Raw genomic sequence first — 15679 nt, forward strand, 5'->3', positions numbered from 1 at the left:
TGCCATCAACTGCGCAATTTCGCTTCCGGCCGCGCAACCGGTACGGGAAAAGCTCGCTGAAATACGCATATGGCCTCCAGATGCCCGTCAAATGCCGGGTTTTACCAAATCCGGCATTATTTTTTCTGTAACAACCGTATGACGCAAAGATGGATCTTGTTTGCCGTATTGGGCATTTTTATTATAGCGCTGGGGGTCAAATCCTGTGCAGAACAGAAACGCGCGGGCCAATTGCTCCGGGAAAACGAAAGGCTGATCAGGGAAAACCGTGACCTGCGCAACAGCCTTACCCTCAGTAGCCGCAACGCACAGCAGATAGCAGACCGTAAAGACCTGCAGGTGCAAGCCCAGGCCCAGTTCGTAGACAGGCGGGAGTATTACCGCCGCAACTGGAAACAATACATCTCCGTGAATACAGGAGATTATAAAACCGGTTTCCTGGGCGGCATCAAAGACCTCAAGATCACCGTCCGCAACCAGACCGAGTACCCGCTTGATAATGCAGTAGTGGCCGTGCAATACCTCCGTGGCAACGGCAACGTATTCAAAACCGAACAGTATACCGTACACAACATCCCCGAAAAAGGCACCGGCTCCGTACAGGCCTCCAACTCCCGCAAAGGCACCAAAGTGAACATTGTGCTGGTGAGCGTTACCAGCCAGCCTATGAACTTTTGCTGGTCTAAAGACAAGCGCGTGGCGCCGGGAGACCAGGACCCGTTTGCATGCGTGCCGGCTAAATAAGCTGCAAAGCCTGCTCTTTTGCGTGTATAGCTTATCGTTTGCTCTTCAGATCTACCCGCCCCACTTCCGTACCATCATCCTTGATCATCACCAGGTTCAGGTCCTTCTCCGTAGCCTTCACCCGCATGATCGTGCGGAAGCCTTCCTTGGGCCCGCCGCCAATCACGATGGGGTAGGAATGTTGCCCGGCTACCGGCTGGTGAATGCCGTAACGGTGCGTATGGCCGGATATGCTGAGGTCTACCTTGTGTTTTTCGAACAGCGGCGCAAAGAGGCGGCGGCATTCCATGGTGCCGTGCCAGTCCCCGGAATAATAATGCGGGATGTGCATCATCACCACCCTGAAGGCCGCTTTTTTGAAGGCCGGCGTTTGTGCCACCCGGGCAAACCATTGCGCCTGTTTTTCCCGGTACTGGTCAAAGTTGACGATGCCGGCGTATACGGGGTGGGTATCTTCCTTGTCTTCTCCCGTATCTATCACCGTAAAATGTACCGGGCCCCAGGTTTTGGCGAAATAATAGGGGCCGTCAAAGTAATTGCCCAGCTCCCGGCGGTATTTGCCGCGGGTTTCGTGGTTGCCGCGGGTGAAGATGAACGGCTTTTGCGAGGCGAAGGCCTGGCCGGCCGGCAGCAGCAGGTGGTCTATCACCTGTTGTTCATCTACCTGGTAATCAAATATATCGCCGTTGAAAAACACAAAATCGTACGGGTCTTTGTTCAGGCCCACCAGGTGGGGGATGCTTTTGGGCCGGTCGTGAATATCGTTCATCACCAGCCAGCTTACCTCCTTGGGCTTCAGGGCGGGTGTTTTGAAGCTGAATACCTCGCTGGTAATAGTTTCGCCGTAGGTGAGCTTATATGGCTGGAATTCAGCTATTTCCTTTGATTTTACGGCGTAATAATAAGTAGTGTCCGGCTTCAGGTTTTCCAGCCGTACGCGGTGCAGGCGGTTGTACGAGTCTACAATGCCCCCTTCTGCGTGATGGGCAACATTGCCCAGCGCGGAGGTTTCGCCGTGCTCTACCCAGCTGTAAGACGGGCGGTTGCTCATCCACATGATGGTGACGGCGGTAGGCTCCGGGTTTTGCAGGTAGGGCGGGCAGGCAAAGGCGTAAGGCGCCGGCTCCGCGGCCTTGTCTTCTTTCACCGCCGCGGCGGCAACTGCAAGGGGCGAGAGGCTGATGCTGCCGGCAATACCGGCCTTGGCAAAGGCGCCCAGGAAACTGCGGCGGTCTACAACTTGCTTATCTTCCATGGATCGGGTTTTTTAAAGGTTGAGTAGCCATGTAAAAGTAGTGCGCGGAAAGGGAAAATTCTATCTTATAACACAAACTTAATATATTTGCCGCGCGGCCGTAAACCTGACGAAAATCACCCCAAATCAAATTCTCATAATTTTGGGTTTTCAGGCTTCAAATATTACCTTTGCGCAAAATTTTGCTTTAGCATTAATAAACTTCTAAGAAATATGCCTAACACAGGTAAGATCAAACAAATCATCGGTCCCGTTGTGGACGTGCATTTTGAAGGAAAATTGCCCGAAATTTATAACGCCCTCGAACTTACCCGTGAAAACGGCCAGAAAGTGGTGCTGGAAGTACAGCAACACCTGGGAGAGGACAGCGTTCGTACCGTAGCGATGGACTCTACGGACGGCCTGGTTCGCGGAATGGCCGTTGTTGACAAGGGCGCCCCCATCAAAATGCCTACTGGTGATGCCATCAAAGGCCGTTTGTTCAACGTGGTAGGAGAAGCTATTGACGGTCTGGGCCAGCTGGACGCTACCAATGGCGCTCCCATCCACCGTCAGCCCCCCCGTTTCGAAGACCTCGCCACAGATACAGAAGTGCTCTTTACCGGTATCAAGGTAATTGACCTGATCGAGCCTTATGCAAAAGGTGGTAAGATCGGTCTGTTCGGTGGTGCGGGTGTAGGTAAAACCGTATTGATCCAGGAACTGATCAACAATATCGCCAAAGGCCACGCCGGTCTGTCCGTATTTGCCGGTGTAGGTGAACGTACCCGTGAAGGGAATGACCTGATGCGCGAAATGATCGAGGCAGGCATTGTGAAATATGGCGAGAAATTTAAAGAATCCATGGAGCATGGCGGCTGGGACCTGTCTGCAGTAGACAGGGAAGAGCTGAAAGAATCCCAGGCCACCTTCATTTTCGGCCAGATGAACGAGCCCCCCGGCGCCCGTGCGCGTGTAGCCCTCTCCGGTCTTACCATGGCGGAATACTTCCGTGATGGTGACGGTACTGCAGGCGGCGGCCGTGACATCCTCTTCTTCGTAGATAACATCTTCCGTTTCACCCAGGCAGGTTCCGAAGTATCCGCCCTGTTAGGCCGTATGCCTTCCGCGGTAGGTTACCAGCCCACCCTGGCCACTGAAATGGGCCTGATGCAGGAACGTATCACTTCCACCAAAAACGGTTCTATTACCTCCGTACAGGCGGTATATGTACCGGCGGATGACCTGACCGACCCTGCTCCGGCCACTACCTTCTCCCACCTTGACGCTACCACGGTACTGTCCCGCAAGATCTCCGACAAGGGTATTTACCCCGCGGTAGACCCGCTGGACTCTACCAGCCGCATCCTGAGCCCCGCCATCGTAGGTGAGGCCCACTACAACTGCGCACAGCGTGTGAAAATGATCCTCCAGCGCTACAAAGAGCTGCAAGACATCATTGCCATCCTGGGTATGGACGAGCTGAGCGACGAGGACAAACTGACCGTATCCCGCGCCCGCCGTGTGGAACGTTTCCTCAGCCAGCCCTTCCACGTGGCAGAGCAGTTCACCGGCCTCAAAGGCGTACTGGTGCCCATCGAAGAAACCATCCGCGGTTTTAACATGATCATGGACGGCGAGGTGGACGAGTATCCGGAAGCAGCTTTCAACCTGGTTGGTTCTATTGACGATGCCATCGAAAAAGGCAAAAAACTGCTGTCTTCCGCCAAATAAGGCAGCCGGACGATCCATCATTAAACTGATTAACATGTTATTGGAAATATTAACACCTGAAAGAAAGCTGTACACAGGCAATGTGTATGGAATCCAGTTGCCGGGTGTAGACGGCTCCTTTGAAGTGCTGGACCGCCACGCTCCCCTTATTGCGGCGCTGGGCAAAGGCAAAATGAAGGTGCTGAAAGACAAGAACCAGGCGGAGCATTACACCATTGAAGGTGGCTTCGTAGAGGTGCTGAACAACAAGGCTACCGTACTGGTAGAAGGCGCTACTGTTGCTTAAATCACCTTACAGGTAAAGATACCAGAGGGCCGGGCTATATGCCTGGCCTTTTGTTTTTAGTTCAGGGAAGGGTCTATGGGGAAATTGGCCATCATGGCAAAGTTGTTGCCTTTGTCCTGCAGAGACTGTTTCCAGATTTCCTGCTCGTTCTCCGAAAACAGCAGTGGCGGGTTAATGTTGGAAATGATCCAGCTTTTTTCCGTCAGTTCCCCTTCCAGCTGGCCGCTGCTCCAGCCGGAGTAGCCAATGAAAAACTTGATTTTCTGGAGGTCAATTGCGCCGGCATTGATCAGCTCTACTACGGCCGCAAAGTCGCCTCCCCAGTAAATGCCGGGAAATACTTCAAAACCGCCTTCTATCAGCTCGGGCAGCTGGTGTATGAAATGAATGGTGTCCATTTGTACGGGGCCGCCAAAAAAAACGGGGATATTGGGGGTTAAAACGGCCGGTATCAGTTCGTCCAGCTTCTGTTCAAACTGCCGGTTTACTACAAAGCCGAAGCTGCCTTCCTCCTGGTGCTCGCAGAGCAGCACCACCGTTCGGGCAAAATTCGGATCTTTCAGAAAAGGGTCCGCTATCAGCAATATTCCAGGCGCCAGTGTATCCATACCTTTTTTCCTTAAGCTCTGACCAAATTTAGCCAAGAAAAGGGAAAAACCGGGGTTATTTTTCGGGTAATTTGCCGGGGGAGGTTTGTTGACCATGGTTATTTCGGGACAATTTCCAAGTACCCGGGCGCCCCTGCCTGCACCCTGCTTACACCCTGTTTTGACCCTGCTTTGGTACTGTAAACAGGGTCAAGACAGGGTGTAAGCAGGGTCAAAACAGGGTATGGCCCTGATGATATGAAGAATAAATTGAATGAGTGTTAAGGATCTCCGGTAAGGTACCCGCTCCGGGGCAGGGGCAAAAGAAAAAGGGACCTAGAAAGATCCCTTACCATTTTATCAACCAAAATCTAAATCGCTTATGGAACGAATCCACGTCGATGTATGTAGAAAGTTTATTCGCTTGTTTTGTGTGTTATCTGAATACATCAAATTTGGTACCAGATGACAATGCAAAGTTATGGAAACTGGAAATAATTACAGCATAAAATCCGCGTTAAAATTACGTTAAAGTGGTAGTTTATAGCAGAGCGGGCCACGGATAAGCCTTTCCACGGATTAATTTTGTACCATAGTTGCTATAGCAATTAGTTCACCAGGAGGGGATTTTCCCTATATTTATCGTTTTATTACCAGACCGTAACATGCTGCCGTTAAAGAAGATATTTCCTGTCATCATTGCATTGATCACCTTGTCCCTGTTGGGGATCATATACATTCAATACAGCTGGATAGACAGCGTGGCCCGTATCAAAAGGGAAGAGAAGGAACAGAAAACGCAGGAAGCCATTTTTGCCGTAGGAGAGGCCATGGTGAACCGCCAGATACAGGTACTGAACCGCCTGAAAATAGATGCTTATAAACAGACCGGACCGGCCGGCTCCCTCTTCCTGCCGGAAGTAGTGAATCCTAACATTTCTGTGGGCCAGCGTTTTGACCAGCAGGAAGTGTCCGAGATGCTGAAAAGTGCATTTAAAGATCGAAAACTGGACACTGTGTTTGAATTTGGCGTATTGAACAAAGGGTATGCATTGTTCAGTTCTCCTCGTTTTTTAGACAGGTTATTAGGTGCCGCAGAAGACTCGGCGCTATACCTGCAATACATCACCCCCCTCTCTGACATTGGCACTACATCCACAGAAGCGCTGGTGGTATTTGTACCGCAGAGCAGCCTCACGGTATTTAAATCTTTGGGATGGATGATATTCGGCGGTATCCTTTTCACCATCATCATCGTCACCGCTTTTGCCCTCACCATCCGCACCATGCTGGGACAGAAAAAACTGTCGGAGATCAAGAGCGATTTCATCAACAACATGACGCACGAGCTAAAAACGCCGCTGGCCACCATTTCCCTGGCCATAGACGCCATCGGCAACGAGCGCGTGATGGACAACCGTGACAAGATCCGTTACTTCTCCGGCATCATCAAGGAAGAGAACCGGCGCATGAACAAACAGGTGGAATCCATCCTGCAATCTGCGCTGATGGAAAAGGAAGAAATTGCGCTGAACCTCCAGCCCATAGACGTGCACCAGCTGATCAACAGCACGGTAGAAAATCTGCAGCTGCAGCTGGAGGGCAAGAACGGCAGGGTAGACCTGCAGCTCAACGCGGTGCAGCCCATCATCAAGGCGGACGAAGTGCATTTTTCCAATCTCATTTTCAACCTGCTTGACAATGCCATCAAATATTCCAAAGACAACCTGGAAATACGCATCACCACCGGCAATACCCGCAAGAACCTGGTGATCTCCATTGCAGACAATGGTATTGGCATGAGCAGGGACACGGTATCCCGCATTTTCGAGAAATTTTACCGCGCGCATACCGGCAACGTGCACAACGTAAAAGGTTTCGGCCTGGGCCTGAGCTACGTAAAGGCCATTGTAGATGCGCACAAGGGCAAGATCAGGGTGGAGAGCATACTGGGCAAGGGAAGCCGCTTTACCATGGAGTTCCCGCAGGAGTAAAAAGCGCTTTCTCCCTATCTTTGCATTATTGAATCAATAGCTTCGCTCTCATGCTGTCAGAAAAAGAACTGGAACGATATAAACACCCCATTGCAGTGCCGGGTATGGGCATAGGCCTGCAGGAAACGCTGAAAACGTCCCGCATCCTGGTAATAGGGGCCGGCGGTTTGGGCGGCCCTTTGATACAATACCTCAGTGCGGCCGGTACCGGTGTAATCGGTATTGCGGACTATGGCGTGATACTGGAAGAAGACCTGCACCGCCAGCCGCTTTTCAACATGCAGGACCTGCGCAAGCATAAAGCCAAAATGGCTGCCAGCCGCCTCTTTTCCTTCAATCCCTGGAACAAGCATTACCCCCTGCTGGTGCAGGTGAAGCCGGATAATGTGGAGCAGGTGATCAGCGGGTTTGACCTGGTGATAGACTGTTCCCAGCACCGCGCCACCCACCTGGTAGTGAGTGATGCCTGCCTGCTGCATAACAAACCGTTCATGACCGGTGAAGTGCATAACTGGATGGCCTGGTGGGGCGGCTTCAACATGGTGCTCGACACTGGCGCCCGCTCAGGCTCTTACCGCTGCAGCGAGCTGCAGATAGACGAGTTCCGCAACTTCGACGCCGGCGCCATGGGCGCCACCCACGGCGCTACCGCCCTGCTGATGGTGAACGAAGTGATCAAGTACCTGGCCGGCGTGCCGGGGCTGGCAGGCAAGCTGCACACGTTCGATTACCTTCACCAGAAATTTGAAGTGTCTGAACTGGCGGCAGACGCCGCGGGTATAGCGGCCGTGAAAACGCGCGGCCTGCTTACCGCCGAGGAGTACGGGCTGGAAGTGGTGCCCGATGTGGAAGACTAGAAATGTCCCCCACCGTTATATACATTATTGCCGCATACCTGGTGCTGCTGCTCCTGGTCTACTTCGTGCAGGAACGGTTTATTTTCAAACCGGAAAAACTGCGGCCTGATTTTGTGTTCCGGTACGATCAGCCTTTTAAAGAACTGTTTTTTGAACCGGCCGCGGGCGTGCGCATCAACGGGCTGCATTTCACCGTAGCGCAGCCGCGGGGCATACTGCTGTACTTCCATGGCAACACGCGCAGCATCAAAGGCTGGGGAAAATTTGCGCGTGATTTTACCCGTTACGGCTATGAAGTGGTGATGATAGACTACCGCGGGTTTGGCAAAAGCACCGGTAAAAGAAGCGAGTCCCAGCTGATGCACGATGCGCAGTTTGTTTACAGCTCCCTGGTGGCCGTACATCCGGAAAACCACATACTGGTGTACGGGCGCAGCATAGGCAGCGGCTTTGCGGCCAAGCTGGCCAGTGACAATCATCCCCGTTATCTCATACTGGACGCGCCGTATTACAGTTTTGCCAGGGTGGTAAAGCGTTTTTTGCCTATTTTACCGCTGCGCTGGGTGCTGCGGTACCATTTGCGGACAGACCTGTGGATCAGGAAGGTGCAATGCCATACCTACATCCTGCACGGCACCCGTGACCGGCTGATACCCATCCGCCACAGCCAGCGCCTGCAGGCGCTCAACCCGCGCAGGATCACGCTGATACGCATTGAAGGCGGCGGCCACAACAACCTGCCTTCCTTCCCGGAGTATCATGCGTTCATCAGGGATATTTTACAGGAGTAATTGTATGGAAAAGACGAAAGTGCTGAAATACGTAAAGAAAATTGCCATCTGGGCCATCGGGCTGTACTTTGCCGCCGGGGTGATACTTTATTTTGTGCAGAACAAGCTCCTTTTCCACCCGGAGGTGCTGCCGGTGAACTACCAGTACAAGTTTGACATTCCCTTCCAGGAACTGCTGATACCCGTCAATAAAAAGGTAAAGCTCAGCGCCGTATTGTTCAAGGCCAACCGGCCGCGGGGCATGGTGCTGTATTTTCACGGCAATTCCACCAACATCAACCGCTACGCCAAAGCGGCGCCTGATTTTACCAGACATGGTTACGACGTGCTGATGATGGATTACCGGGAGTTTGGCAAAAGCACCGGCCGCCTCACGGAAGCGGCTATGTATGAGGATGCGCTGCTGATGTACAAGGTGGCGCGCAGCCGGTTTGCGCCCTGGCAGATAGTGATCTACGGCAAGTCACTGGGAACGGGCATTGCCGCCCACCTGGCCTCCGTGCGGGATTGCCGGCGCCTGCTGCTGGAAACGCCGTATTACAGCATTGAAGACGTAGCCTCCAGCGCGGCGCCCATTTACCCTTACAGCCTGATGCTGGATTTTAACCTGCCCACCTATGAATACCTGCCGGCCGTAACGGCTCCCGTCACCATTTTTCATGGTACGGAAGACGAAACGGTGCCGTATAAATCCGGTAAAAAGCTGGAAGAATTGTTGAAGAAAGACGATGAATTTGTGACTATTCCCGACGGCGGGCATAACAACCTGCGGGATTACCCGCTGTACCGCCGCAAGCTGGATTCCGTGATGGCGTTGTAGGGTTATTTCATCTCCTCCAGGCTCACGCCTTTGCTGCTCACTTTCAATTCATGCGGAATGCCCAGCTTCAGGGCAAAATTTTGCTCCTGGTGGCCTACAGGAAAGCCGTATGCCACCGGGTAATCATACTCCTGTACCAGGTTGCGGATAATTTCATACTCCGTTTGGCCGAAAGGGGTCTCTGTTTCCCTTTCGTCCGTAAACGAGCCTACCACCAGCCCGGCCAGGTTATCCAGCCAGCCGGCGCGTTTGAGGTTGTACATCATCCGGTCTACATTGTACCGGTACTCCCCGATGTCTTCCAGCACCAGTATTTTTCCTTTGGTATTGATCTGCGAGCGGGAGCCGGAAACATTGGCCAGCAGCGAGAGGTTGCCGCCTACCAGGGCGCCTTTGGCCTTGCCGCCGCGGTCCATGGCATGGGGCTGGCAGGTGTAGCGGCTGCGTTTGCCCAGCAGGGCTTCCCGCAGGCTGTTGACGTATATGTTCTCGTGCGTGGCCATGGTAATGCCGCTGCACATCATGGAGTGGATGCTGGCTATTTTCTGCCGCTGCTGCAGGTGGGCGTGCAGTGCGGTAATGTCGCTGTAGCCGCAGAGCCACTTGGGGTGCTTGCGGAAACGGCTGAAATCTATACGGTCAAGGATGCAGATCATGCCATAGCCCCCACGGCCGAAAATGATGGCCTTGATGTCCGGATGGTCCATCATATCCTGCAATTCCTCCAGCCGCAGCTCGTCAGGAGCGGAAAAATTATGAAAACTGGTGCCCACCGTAATGCCCAGGTGCACCCTGAAGCCCCAGCTTTCTATCACACCGGCCGCATATTCGGCCGCGGCCAGCTCCATTTTGCTGCTGGGGCAGGTGATGCCTATCAGGTCGCCTTTTTTGAGATAGGGCGGAATTTTGATCATTCTATAGCGCTTTAGTTTACCTTTGCTGATTAAAAATCGGGTACTTTTACCCGGCGCACAAAATAAATGATATTGCCACAATTTTAATTTTTAAATAGACGAATCATATTCAGATGCAAAAATTTAACAGATACCTGGTGACCGCAGCACTACCTTATGCAAATGGCCCCGTACACATCGGCCACCTGGCCGGGTGTTACCTGCCGTCGGACATCTATGTGCGGTATCTGAGAGCCAGGAAAACAGATGTCAAATTTGTGGGCGGTACAGACGAGCACGGCGTTCCCATCACCATCAAGGCCATGCAGGAAAACGTAAGCCCGCAAGACATCGTAGACAAATACTACGCTATCATCAAAGACAGCTTCGATGCCATGGGCATCTCTTTCGATATATTCTCCCGCACTTCCCGCCCCATTCATCACCAGACGGCTTCAGACTTCTTCCTGAAAATGTATAACGACGGCGTTTTCGAAGAGAAGGAGTCCGAACAGTATTTTGACGAAGTGAAACAGGTGTTCCTGGCAGACCGCTACATCATCGGCACCTGCCCCAAGTGCGGGAACGAAAAAGCTTATGGTGACCAGTGCGAGCGCTGCGGCAGCGCCCTCAGTCCTGACGAGCTGATCAACCCCCGCTCCGCCCTCAGTGACGCTGTGCCCGTGAAAAGGAAAACCAAACACTGGTACATGCCGCTGCAAAACTATGAGCCCTGGCTGAAACAATACGTCATTGAAGACCATAAGGAATGGAAAAATAACGTGTACGGCCAGTGCAAGAGCTGGCTGGATAACGGGCTGCAGAGCCGCGCCATGACGAGAGACAGTAACTGGGGCATCAAGGTGCCGCTGAAAGACGCCGAAGGCAAGGTGCTGTACGTATGGTTCGATGCGCCTATCGGCTACATTTCCGCCACCAAGGAGCTGACGGAAAACTGGGCGGATTACTGGTGCAGGGAAGATACAAGGCTCATCCACTTCATCGGGAAAGACAACATTGTGTTCCACTGCATTATTTTCCCGGCCATGCTCAAGGCCCACGGCGGTTTTGTGGTGCCAGACAATGTGCCTGCCAACGAGTTCCTGAACATAGAAGGCGAAAAAGTGTCTACCTCCCGCAACTGGGCGGTATGGGTGCATGAGTACATCAAGGATTTTCCCGACCAGCAGGACGTGCTGCGCTACGTGCTTTGCGCCACGGCCCCTGAAACGAAGGATAATGACTTTACCTGGAAAGATTTCCAGGACCGGAATAACAACGAACTGGTAGCTATTTTCGGCAATTTTGTGAACCGTACCATGGTATTGATGCACAAACTTTGCGGCGGAAAAGTGCCCCCCATGCATGCTGCGGCGAAAGACGCGGCAGACGATGCCATTTACGCCATGCTGCAGGAAGCGAAAGTGAGAATATCGGAATCACTGGAAACTTTCCGCTTCCGCGACGCCCTGGCCGAAGTAATGAACGTGGCCCGCGAAGGCAACCGCTACCTGCAGGAAAAGCAGCCCTGGATACTGGCCAAAACGCCTGAACTGCAGGCGCAGAACCAGCAGGTGATAGACAATTGCCTGCATGTATGCCTGCAGCTGACGGCCAACCTCGCCATTTTCGCCAATCCCTTCCTGCCCTTCACCGCGCAGAAGATCTGCCACATGCTGAAAGTGGTAGACCGTATGCTGGAATGGGAAAATGCCGGCAGCATGAAGCTGGTAAGCGTGGGTTATTCCCTGCGCGCGCCGGAGCTGCTGTTCAAAAAAGTGGAAGACGAACAGGTGAAAGCGCAGGTAGACAAGCTGCACGCCGGCCTGCAACAGGCCACTGCCCAGCAAGCTGCGCCCGCCGCCGCTCCCGCGCCGGAAAAACCAACAAAAGCGGAGATACAGTATGACGACTTTGCCAAACTGGACCTGAAAGTAGGTACCATAGTACAGGCAGAGAAAGTGGAAAAGGCGGATAAACTGCTGAAACTGACGGTAGACCTGGGAGATGAGCAACGCACCGTAGTGAGCGGCATTGCCATGCACTACGCACCCGAAGCCATTGTAGGCAAACAGGTAACGCTGGTGGCCAACCTGGCGCCGCGCAAAATGAGGGGTATTGAAAGCCAGGGCATGATACTGATGGCGGAAGATAAAGACGGCCGCCTGGTGTTCGTGAACCCCTCGGAAGCTGTAGCTCCGGGCAGCGGTGTGAGCTGAGAAAAATTGACATATACTTATAAAGTGAAAGCCCTGCGGCCATATAACGCTGCAGGGCTTTTTGTTTGCCGGCCACCGTCTCCCTCCGCGGCTGTTTTGCCGCAGGGTTTTTTCATGCCCTTCGCCGTTCCAAGCGCAAAAAATGCTAAATTCATCATTCAAAAGCTGGAATACTATGCAAAGAAGGATCAACAAAGTTGCCGTGCTGGGCTCAGGCGTAATGGGATCAAGAATAGCCTGTCACTTTGCCGGTGTAGGCGTGAAGGTGCTGTTGCTGGATATTGTGCCCAAAGAGCCCAACGATGCGGAAAAAGCGAAAGGATTAACCACAGACCATCCGGCTGTTAGGAACAGGATCGTGAACGAGGCGCTGCAGGCTGCCATCAAGTCCAATCCCTCTCCACTGTATACAAAATCTGCCGCCAAACATATTACCACCGGCAACTTTGATGACAATATGAAAGATATTGCGGGTTGCGACTGGGTGATTGAAGTAGTGGTGGAAAATCTCGATATCAAGAAAAAAGTATTTGATCAGGTAGAGCAGTTCCGTAAACCCGGCACGCTCATCACTTCCAATACTTCCGGCATTCCCATTCACCTGATGGCGGAAGGCCGCAGTGACGATTTTAAGAAACATTTCTGCGGCACGCACTTCTTCAACCCGCCGCGGTACCTGCGACTGCTGGAAATCATTCCCACCCCGCATACAGACCCTGCCGTAACAGACTTCCTGATGCATTACGGAGACCTGGTGCTGGGCAAAACCACCGTGCTGTGTAAAGACACGCCGGCCTTCATTGCCAACCGCGTTGGTGTGTTCTCCATCATGGCCATTTTCCACATCATGCAGCAGATGAAGCTGGGCATAGATGAGGTAGACGCGCTTACCGGCCCTGTGATCGGCCGGCCCAAATCAGCCACCTTCCGCACGGCAGATGTGGTGGGCATAGACACGCTGGTGAAAGTGGCGAAGGGGGTGGAAGAGAATTGTCCAAATGATGAAGCGCGGGACATCATGAAAATCCCTCCCTTCCTGCAAAAGGTAGTGGAGAACAACTGGCTGGGAGATAAAACGGGGCAGGGGTTCTACAAGAAAACAAAAGGGGAGGGCGGCAGCAAGGAGATACTGACCCTCAACCTGGATACCATGGAGTACGGCCCCAAACAGAAAGCGAAATTTGCCAGCATTGAGGCCGCCAAACCGGTAGAAGACCTGAAGCAGCGCATTAAAATGCTGGCCGGCTCCTCTGACAAGGCGGGGCAGTTCTACCAGCAGTTCCATGCACGGCTGTTTTCCTATGTATCTCACCGCATCCCTGAAATTGCGGACGATCTCTATAAAGTGGACGATGCCATGAAAGCCGGCTTCGGCTGGGAAATAGGCGCGTTCGAAACCTGGGACCTGCTGGGTGTGGAAGCCGGTATCAAAACCATTACAGACAACGGCCTCACGGTGGCAGACTGGGTGAAAGACATGCTGGCCGCCGGTATCAAACAATTCTACAAGGTAGAGAACGGCAAAAAGTTTTACTACGACCTGGCAGCCAAAGGTTACAAGGCGGTACCGGGCGCAGACAGCTTCATCATTCTCGAAAACTACAGCAGCAATATTGTCTGGAAAAACAGCGCCGCCAATGTGTATGACCTGGGAGACGGCATACTGGGGCTGGACTGGAAAACCAAAATGAACTCCATTGGCGGGGAAGTGCTGGAAGGCGTGCACAAGGCCATAGACCTCGCGGAAAAAGACTTCCGCGGGCTGGTGATCGGGAACGACGGCGCCAATTTCTCCGCGGGCGCCAACGTGGCCATGATCTTCATGCTGGCGGCAGAGCAAGAGTATGATGAGCTGGATATGGCCGTTCGCCTCTTCCAGCGCAGCACCATGCGCATCCGCTACTCTTCCATACCTGTAATAGTGGCGCCGCATGCCCTTACCCTGGGCGGCGGTTGTGAAATGAGCCTGCATGCAGACAAGGTGCAGGCCGCGGCGGAAACCTACATAGGCCTGGTAGAGCTGGGCGTAGGCCTCATTCCCGGCGGCGGCGGCACCAAAGAGCTGACGCTGCGGGCCTCGGACGAGTACCAGGAAGGCCGCATCGAGATGCCCATTTTGCAGGAAAAATACCTCACCATTGCGCAGGCCAAGGTAAGCACCTCCGCGCATGAAGCTTTTGAGCTGGGCATTTTGCGCCATGGCGTGGATGATATCAGCTATAACCAGAGCCGCGTCATAGCAGATGCCAAGGAGAAGGCCATAGAGCTGGCCAACGAAGGGTACGTACGCCCTATAGAGCGTACAGACGTGAAGGTGATGGGCCGCTCCGCCCTGGGCGCCATGCTGGCCGGCGTAAACGGCATGCGCTTCGGCAACTACATCTCTGACCACGATGTGAAGATTGCCCAGAAGCTGGCCTACGTCATGTGCGGCGGAGACCTCAGCGAGCCAACGCTGGTCAGCGAACAGTATTTGCTTGACCTGGAAAGGGAGGCTTTCCTCAGCCTCTGCGGAGAGCGCAAAACCCTGGAAAGATTGCAGAGCGTGATCAAAACCGGTAAACCGCTGCGGAATTAGTTATATATTGCATTAATTATAATATAAATTTTCATTGGAACAGCAGCAACAAATCCTATCCCTAAACCAGGTATCCAAACGGTACGGGCGCATTCAGGCGTTGAACACGGTGTCTTTCACCGTACCCGCCGGCAGCGTCTATGGCGTACTGGGCCCCAACGGCAGCGGCAAAACCACACTGCTGGGCATTATCATGGACGTATTGAAGGCAGACGCCGGTACGTACACCTGGTTTGGGCAAACCCCGCATGAAGACCTCCGTAAAAGGATCGGCTCCCTGTTGGAAACCCCTAACTTTTATCACTATTATTCCGCCATCCGCAACCTGCAGATCACCGCCGCCATCAAAGGCCGCGGGGAAGATGACATAGAAAGGGTGCTGAAGCTGACGGAATTGTGGGAGCGGAGAGATTCCCGCTTTTCCACCTTCTCCCTGGGCATGAAGCAACGCCTGGCCATTGCCAATGCCCTCCTGGGGCGGCCGGAGGTGCTGCTGCTGGACGAGCCCACCAATGGCCTTGACCCCGCCGGCATTGCAGAGATCCGCGAGCTGATCCGCAACCTGGGGCAGCAGGGTACTACGGTGATCATGGCCAGCCATCTGCTGGATGAAGTGGAGAAGGTGTGCAGCCACGTGGCCATCCTCAAAAAAGGCGTATTGCTGACCTCCGGCCATGTAGATGAAGTGCTGGCCAATGAAGACATGATAGAAATAGGCGCCGCTGACCTGGGCAGGCTGGAAGGCCTGCTGAAAAGCCTGCCGGAGCTGAAATCCATCCGCCGCCACAACGGCAGCTTCCAGGTGGTGTTTTCAGACAGCCGCTCCGCGGAGCAGGTGAACCGCTACTGTTTTGAGAATGGCATTACCCTCAGCTACCTGGCCGTAAAACGGAAAAGCCTCGAAGCCCGGTTTATAGAACTCACCAACTAACCCTCTTCCAG

13 protein-coding genes are annotated in these 15679 nt (G+C 53.4%); 10 read left to right on the top strand and 3 right to left on the bottom strand.

What is annotated here, in order from left to right; genetic code table 11:
• Window positions 1–138: 138 nt before the first annotated feature.
• A complete protein-coding gene (locus ABDW36_RS06980) occupies window positions 139–744 on the top strand; it encodes a hypothetical protein (RefSeq protein WP_343701159.1) in 606 nt (201 codons plus the stop codon).
• Between the two features lie 31 nt (window positions 745–775).
• On the opposite strand, the gene ABDW36_RS06985 is transcribed toward ABDW36_RS06980, so the two are convergent.
• The gene (locus ABDW36_RS06985) at window positions 776–1999 is read right to left on the bottom strand and encodes a metallophosphoesterase family protein (RefSeq protein WP_343701160.1); all 1224 of its coding nucleotides are present in this window, start codon (window positions 1997–1999) and stop codon (window positions 776–778) included.
• 213 nt (window positions 2000–2212) lie between these two features.
• Here ABDW36_RS06985 and atpD point away from each other — a divergent pair, with 213 nt between their 5' ends.
• Window positions 2213–3712, top strand: a complete 1500-nt coding sequence (gene atpD, locus ABDW36_RS06990) for a F0F1 ATP synthase subunit beta (protein WP_343701161.1) — start codon at window positions 2213–2215, stop codon at window positions 3710–3712.
• Between the two features lie 34 nt (window positions 3713–3746).
• Window positions 3747–3998: an ATP synthase F1 subunit epsilon gene (gene atpC / locus ABDW36_RS06995; RefSeq protein ID WP_343701162.1), complete on the top strand. Its 252-nt coding sequence runs from the start codon at window positions 3747–3749 to the stop codon at window positions 3996–3998.
• 56 nt (window positions 3999–4054) lie between these two features.
• On the opposite strand, the gene ABDW36_RS07000 is transcribed toward atpC, so the two are convergent.
• Complete coding sequence (locus tag ABDW36_RS07000) at window positions 4055–4606, bottom strand: YqgE/AlgH family protein (protein ID WP_343701163.1); 552 nt, start codon at window positions 4604–4606, stop codon at window positions 4055–4057.
• 644 nt (window positions 4607–5250) lie between these two features.
• Between ABDW36_RS07000 and ABDW36_RS07005 the strand changes: the two genes are divergently transcribed.
• Genes ABDW36_RS07005 through ABDW36_RS07020 form a run of 4 tightly spaced genes read left to right on the top strand, consistent with a single transcriptional unit; the run spans window position 5251 to window position 9047 of the window.
• On the top strand, window positions 5251–6579 hold the full coding sequence (locus ABDW36_RS07005) for a HAMP domain-containing sensor histidine kinase (RefSeq protein ID WP_343701164.1): 1329 nt from the start codon (window positions 5251–5253) through the stop codon (window positions 6577–6579).
• Between the two features lie 50 nt (window positions 6580–6629).
• A complete protein-coding gene (locus tag ABDW36_RS07010) occupies window positions 6630–7436 on the top strand; it encodes a HesA/MoeB/ThiF family protein (protein ID WP_343701165.1) in 807 nt (268 codons plus the stop codon).
• 2 nt (window positions 7437–7438) lie between these two features.
• Window positions 7439–8227: an alpha/beta fold hydrolase gene (locus ABDW36_RS07015; RefSeq protein WP_343701166.1), complete on the top strand. Its 789-nt coding sequence runs from the start codon at window positions 7439–7441 to the stop codon at window positions 8225–8227.
• A 4-nt stretch (window positions 8228–8231) separates the two neighbouring features.
• Window positions 8232–9047: an alpha/beta fold hydrolase gene (locus ABDW36_RS07020; RefSeq protein WP_343701167.1), complete on the top strand. Its 816-nt coding sequence runs from the start codon at window positions 8232–8234 to the stop codon at window positions 9045–9047.
• A gap of 2 nt (window positions 9048–9049) precedes the next feature.
• On the opposite strand, the gene ABDW36_RS07025 is transcribed toward ABDW36_RS07020, so the two are convergent.
• A complete protein-coding gene (locus ABDW36_RS07025; protein ID WP_343701168.1) occupies window positions 9050–9961 on the bottom strand; it encodes an LD-carboxypeptidase in 912 nt (303 codons plus the stop codon).
• Window positions 9962–10074: 113 nt separating this feature from the next.
• Here ABDW36_RS07025 and metG point away from each other — a divergent pair, with 113 nt between their 5' ends.
• The 3 genes from metG (at window position 10075) to ABDW36_RS07040 (ending at window position 15668) form a co-directional block, all read left to right on the top strand.
• Entirely contained in the window at window positions 10075–12159 is a 2085-nt protein-coding gene (gene metG, locus ABDW36_RS07030; RefSeq protein WP_343701169.1) for a methionine--tRNA ligase, read from the top strand.
• A gap of 175 nt (window positions 12160–12334) precedes the next feature.
• Entirely contained in the window at window positions 12335–14737 is a 2403-nt protein-coding gene (locus ABDW36_RS07035; protein WP_343701170.1) for a 3-hydroxyacyl-CoA dehydrogenase/enoyl-CoA hydratase family protein, read from the top strand.
• A gap of 34 nt (window positions 14738–14771) precedes the next feature.
• Window positions 14772–15668: an ATP-binding cassette domain-containing protein gene (locus ABDW36_RS07040; protein ID WP_343701171.1), complete on the top strand. Its 897-nt coding sequence runs from the start codon at window positions 14772–14774 to the stop codon at window positions 15666–15668.
• Window positions 15669–15679: the final 11 nt, after the last annotated feature.

The sequence above is a fragment of the Chitinophaga sp. genome (genome assembly GCF_039596455.1).
Lineage (GTDB): Bacteria > Bacteroidota > Bacteroidia > Chitinophagales > Chitinophagaceae > Chitinophaga.

Excerpts from the sequence above, each read along its gene's own strand:
- ABDW36_RS07020 (WP_343701167.1), top strand. The coding sequence starts at position 8,232 with ATGGAAAAGACGAAAGTGCTGAAATACGTAAAGAAAATTGCCATCTGG.
- atpC (WP_343701162.1), top strand. The coding sequence starts at position 3,747 with ATGTTATTGGAAATATTAACACCTGAAAGAAAGCTGTACACAGGCAAT.
- ABDW36_RS07035 (WP_343701170.1), top strand. The coding sequence starts at position 12,335 with ATGCAAAGAAGGATCAACAAAGTTGCCGTGCTGGGCTCAGGCGTAATG.
- atpD (WP_343701161.1), top strand. The coding sequence starts at position 2,213 with ATGCCTAACACAGGTAAGATCAAACAAATCATCGGTCCCGTTGTGGAC.
- ABDW36_RS07015 (WP_343701166.1), top strand. The coding sequence starts at position 7,439 with ATGTCCCCCACCGTTATATACATTATTGCCGCATACCTGGTGCTGCTG.
- ABDW36_RS07005 (WP_343701164.1), top strand. The coding sequence starts at position 5,251 with ATGCTGCCGTTAAAGAAGATATTTCCTGTCATCATTGCATTGATCACC.
- ABDW36_RS07010 (WP_343701165.1), top strand. The coding sequence starts at position 6,630 with ATGCTGTCAGAAAAAGAACTGGAACGATATAAACACCCCATTGCAGTG.
- ABDW36_RS07000 (WP_343701163.1), bottom strand. The coding sequence starts at position 4,606 with ATGGATACACTGGCGCCTGGAATATTGCTGATAGCGGACCCTTTTCTG.
- ABDW36_RS07025 (WP_343701168.1), bottom strand. The coding sequence starts at position 9,961 with ATGATCAAAATTCCGCCCTATCTCAAAAAAGGCGACCTGATAGGCATC.
- ABDW36_RS06985 (WP_343701160.1), bottom strand. The coding sequence starts at position 1,999 with ATGGAAGATAAGCAAGTTGTAGACCGCCGCAGTTTCCTGGGCGCCTTT.
- ABDW36_RS06980 (WP_343701159.1), top strand. The coding sequence starts at position 139 with ATGACGCAAAGATGGATCTTGTTTGCCGTATTGGGCATTTTTATTATA.
- metG (WP_343701169.1), top strand. The coding sequence starts at position 10,075 with ATGCAAAAATTTAACAGATACCTGGTGACCGCAGCACTACCTTATGCA.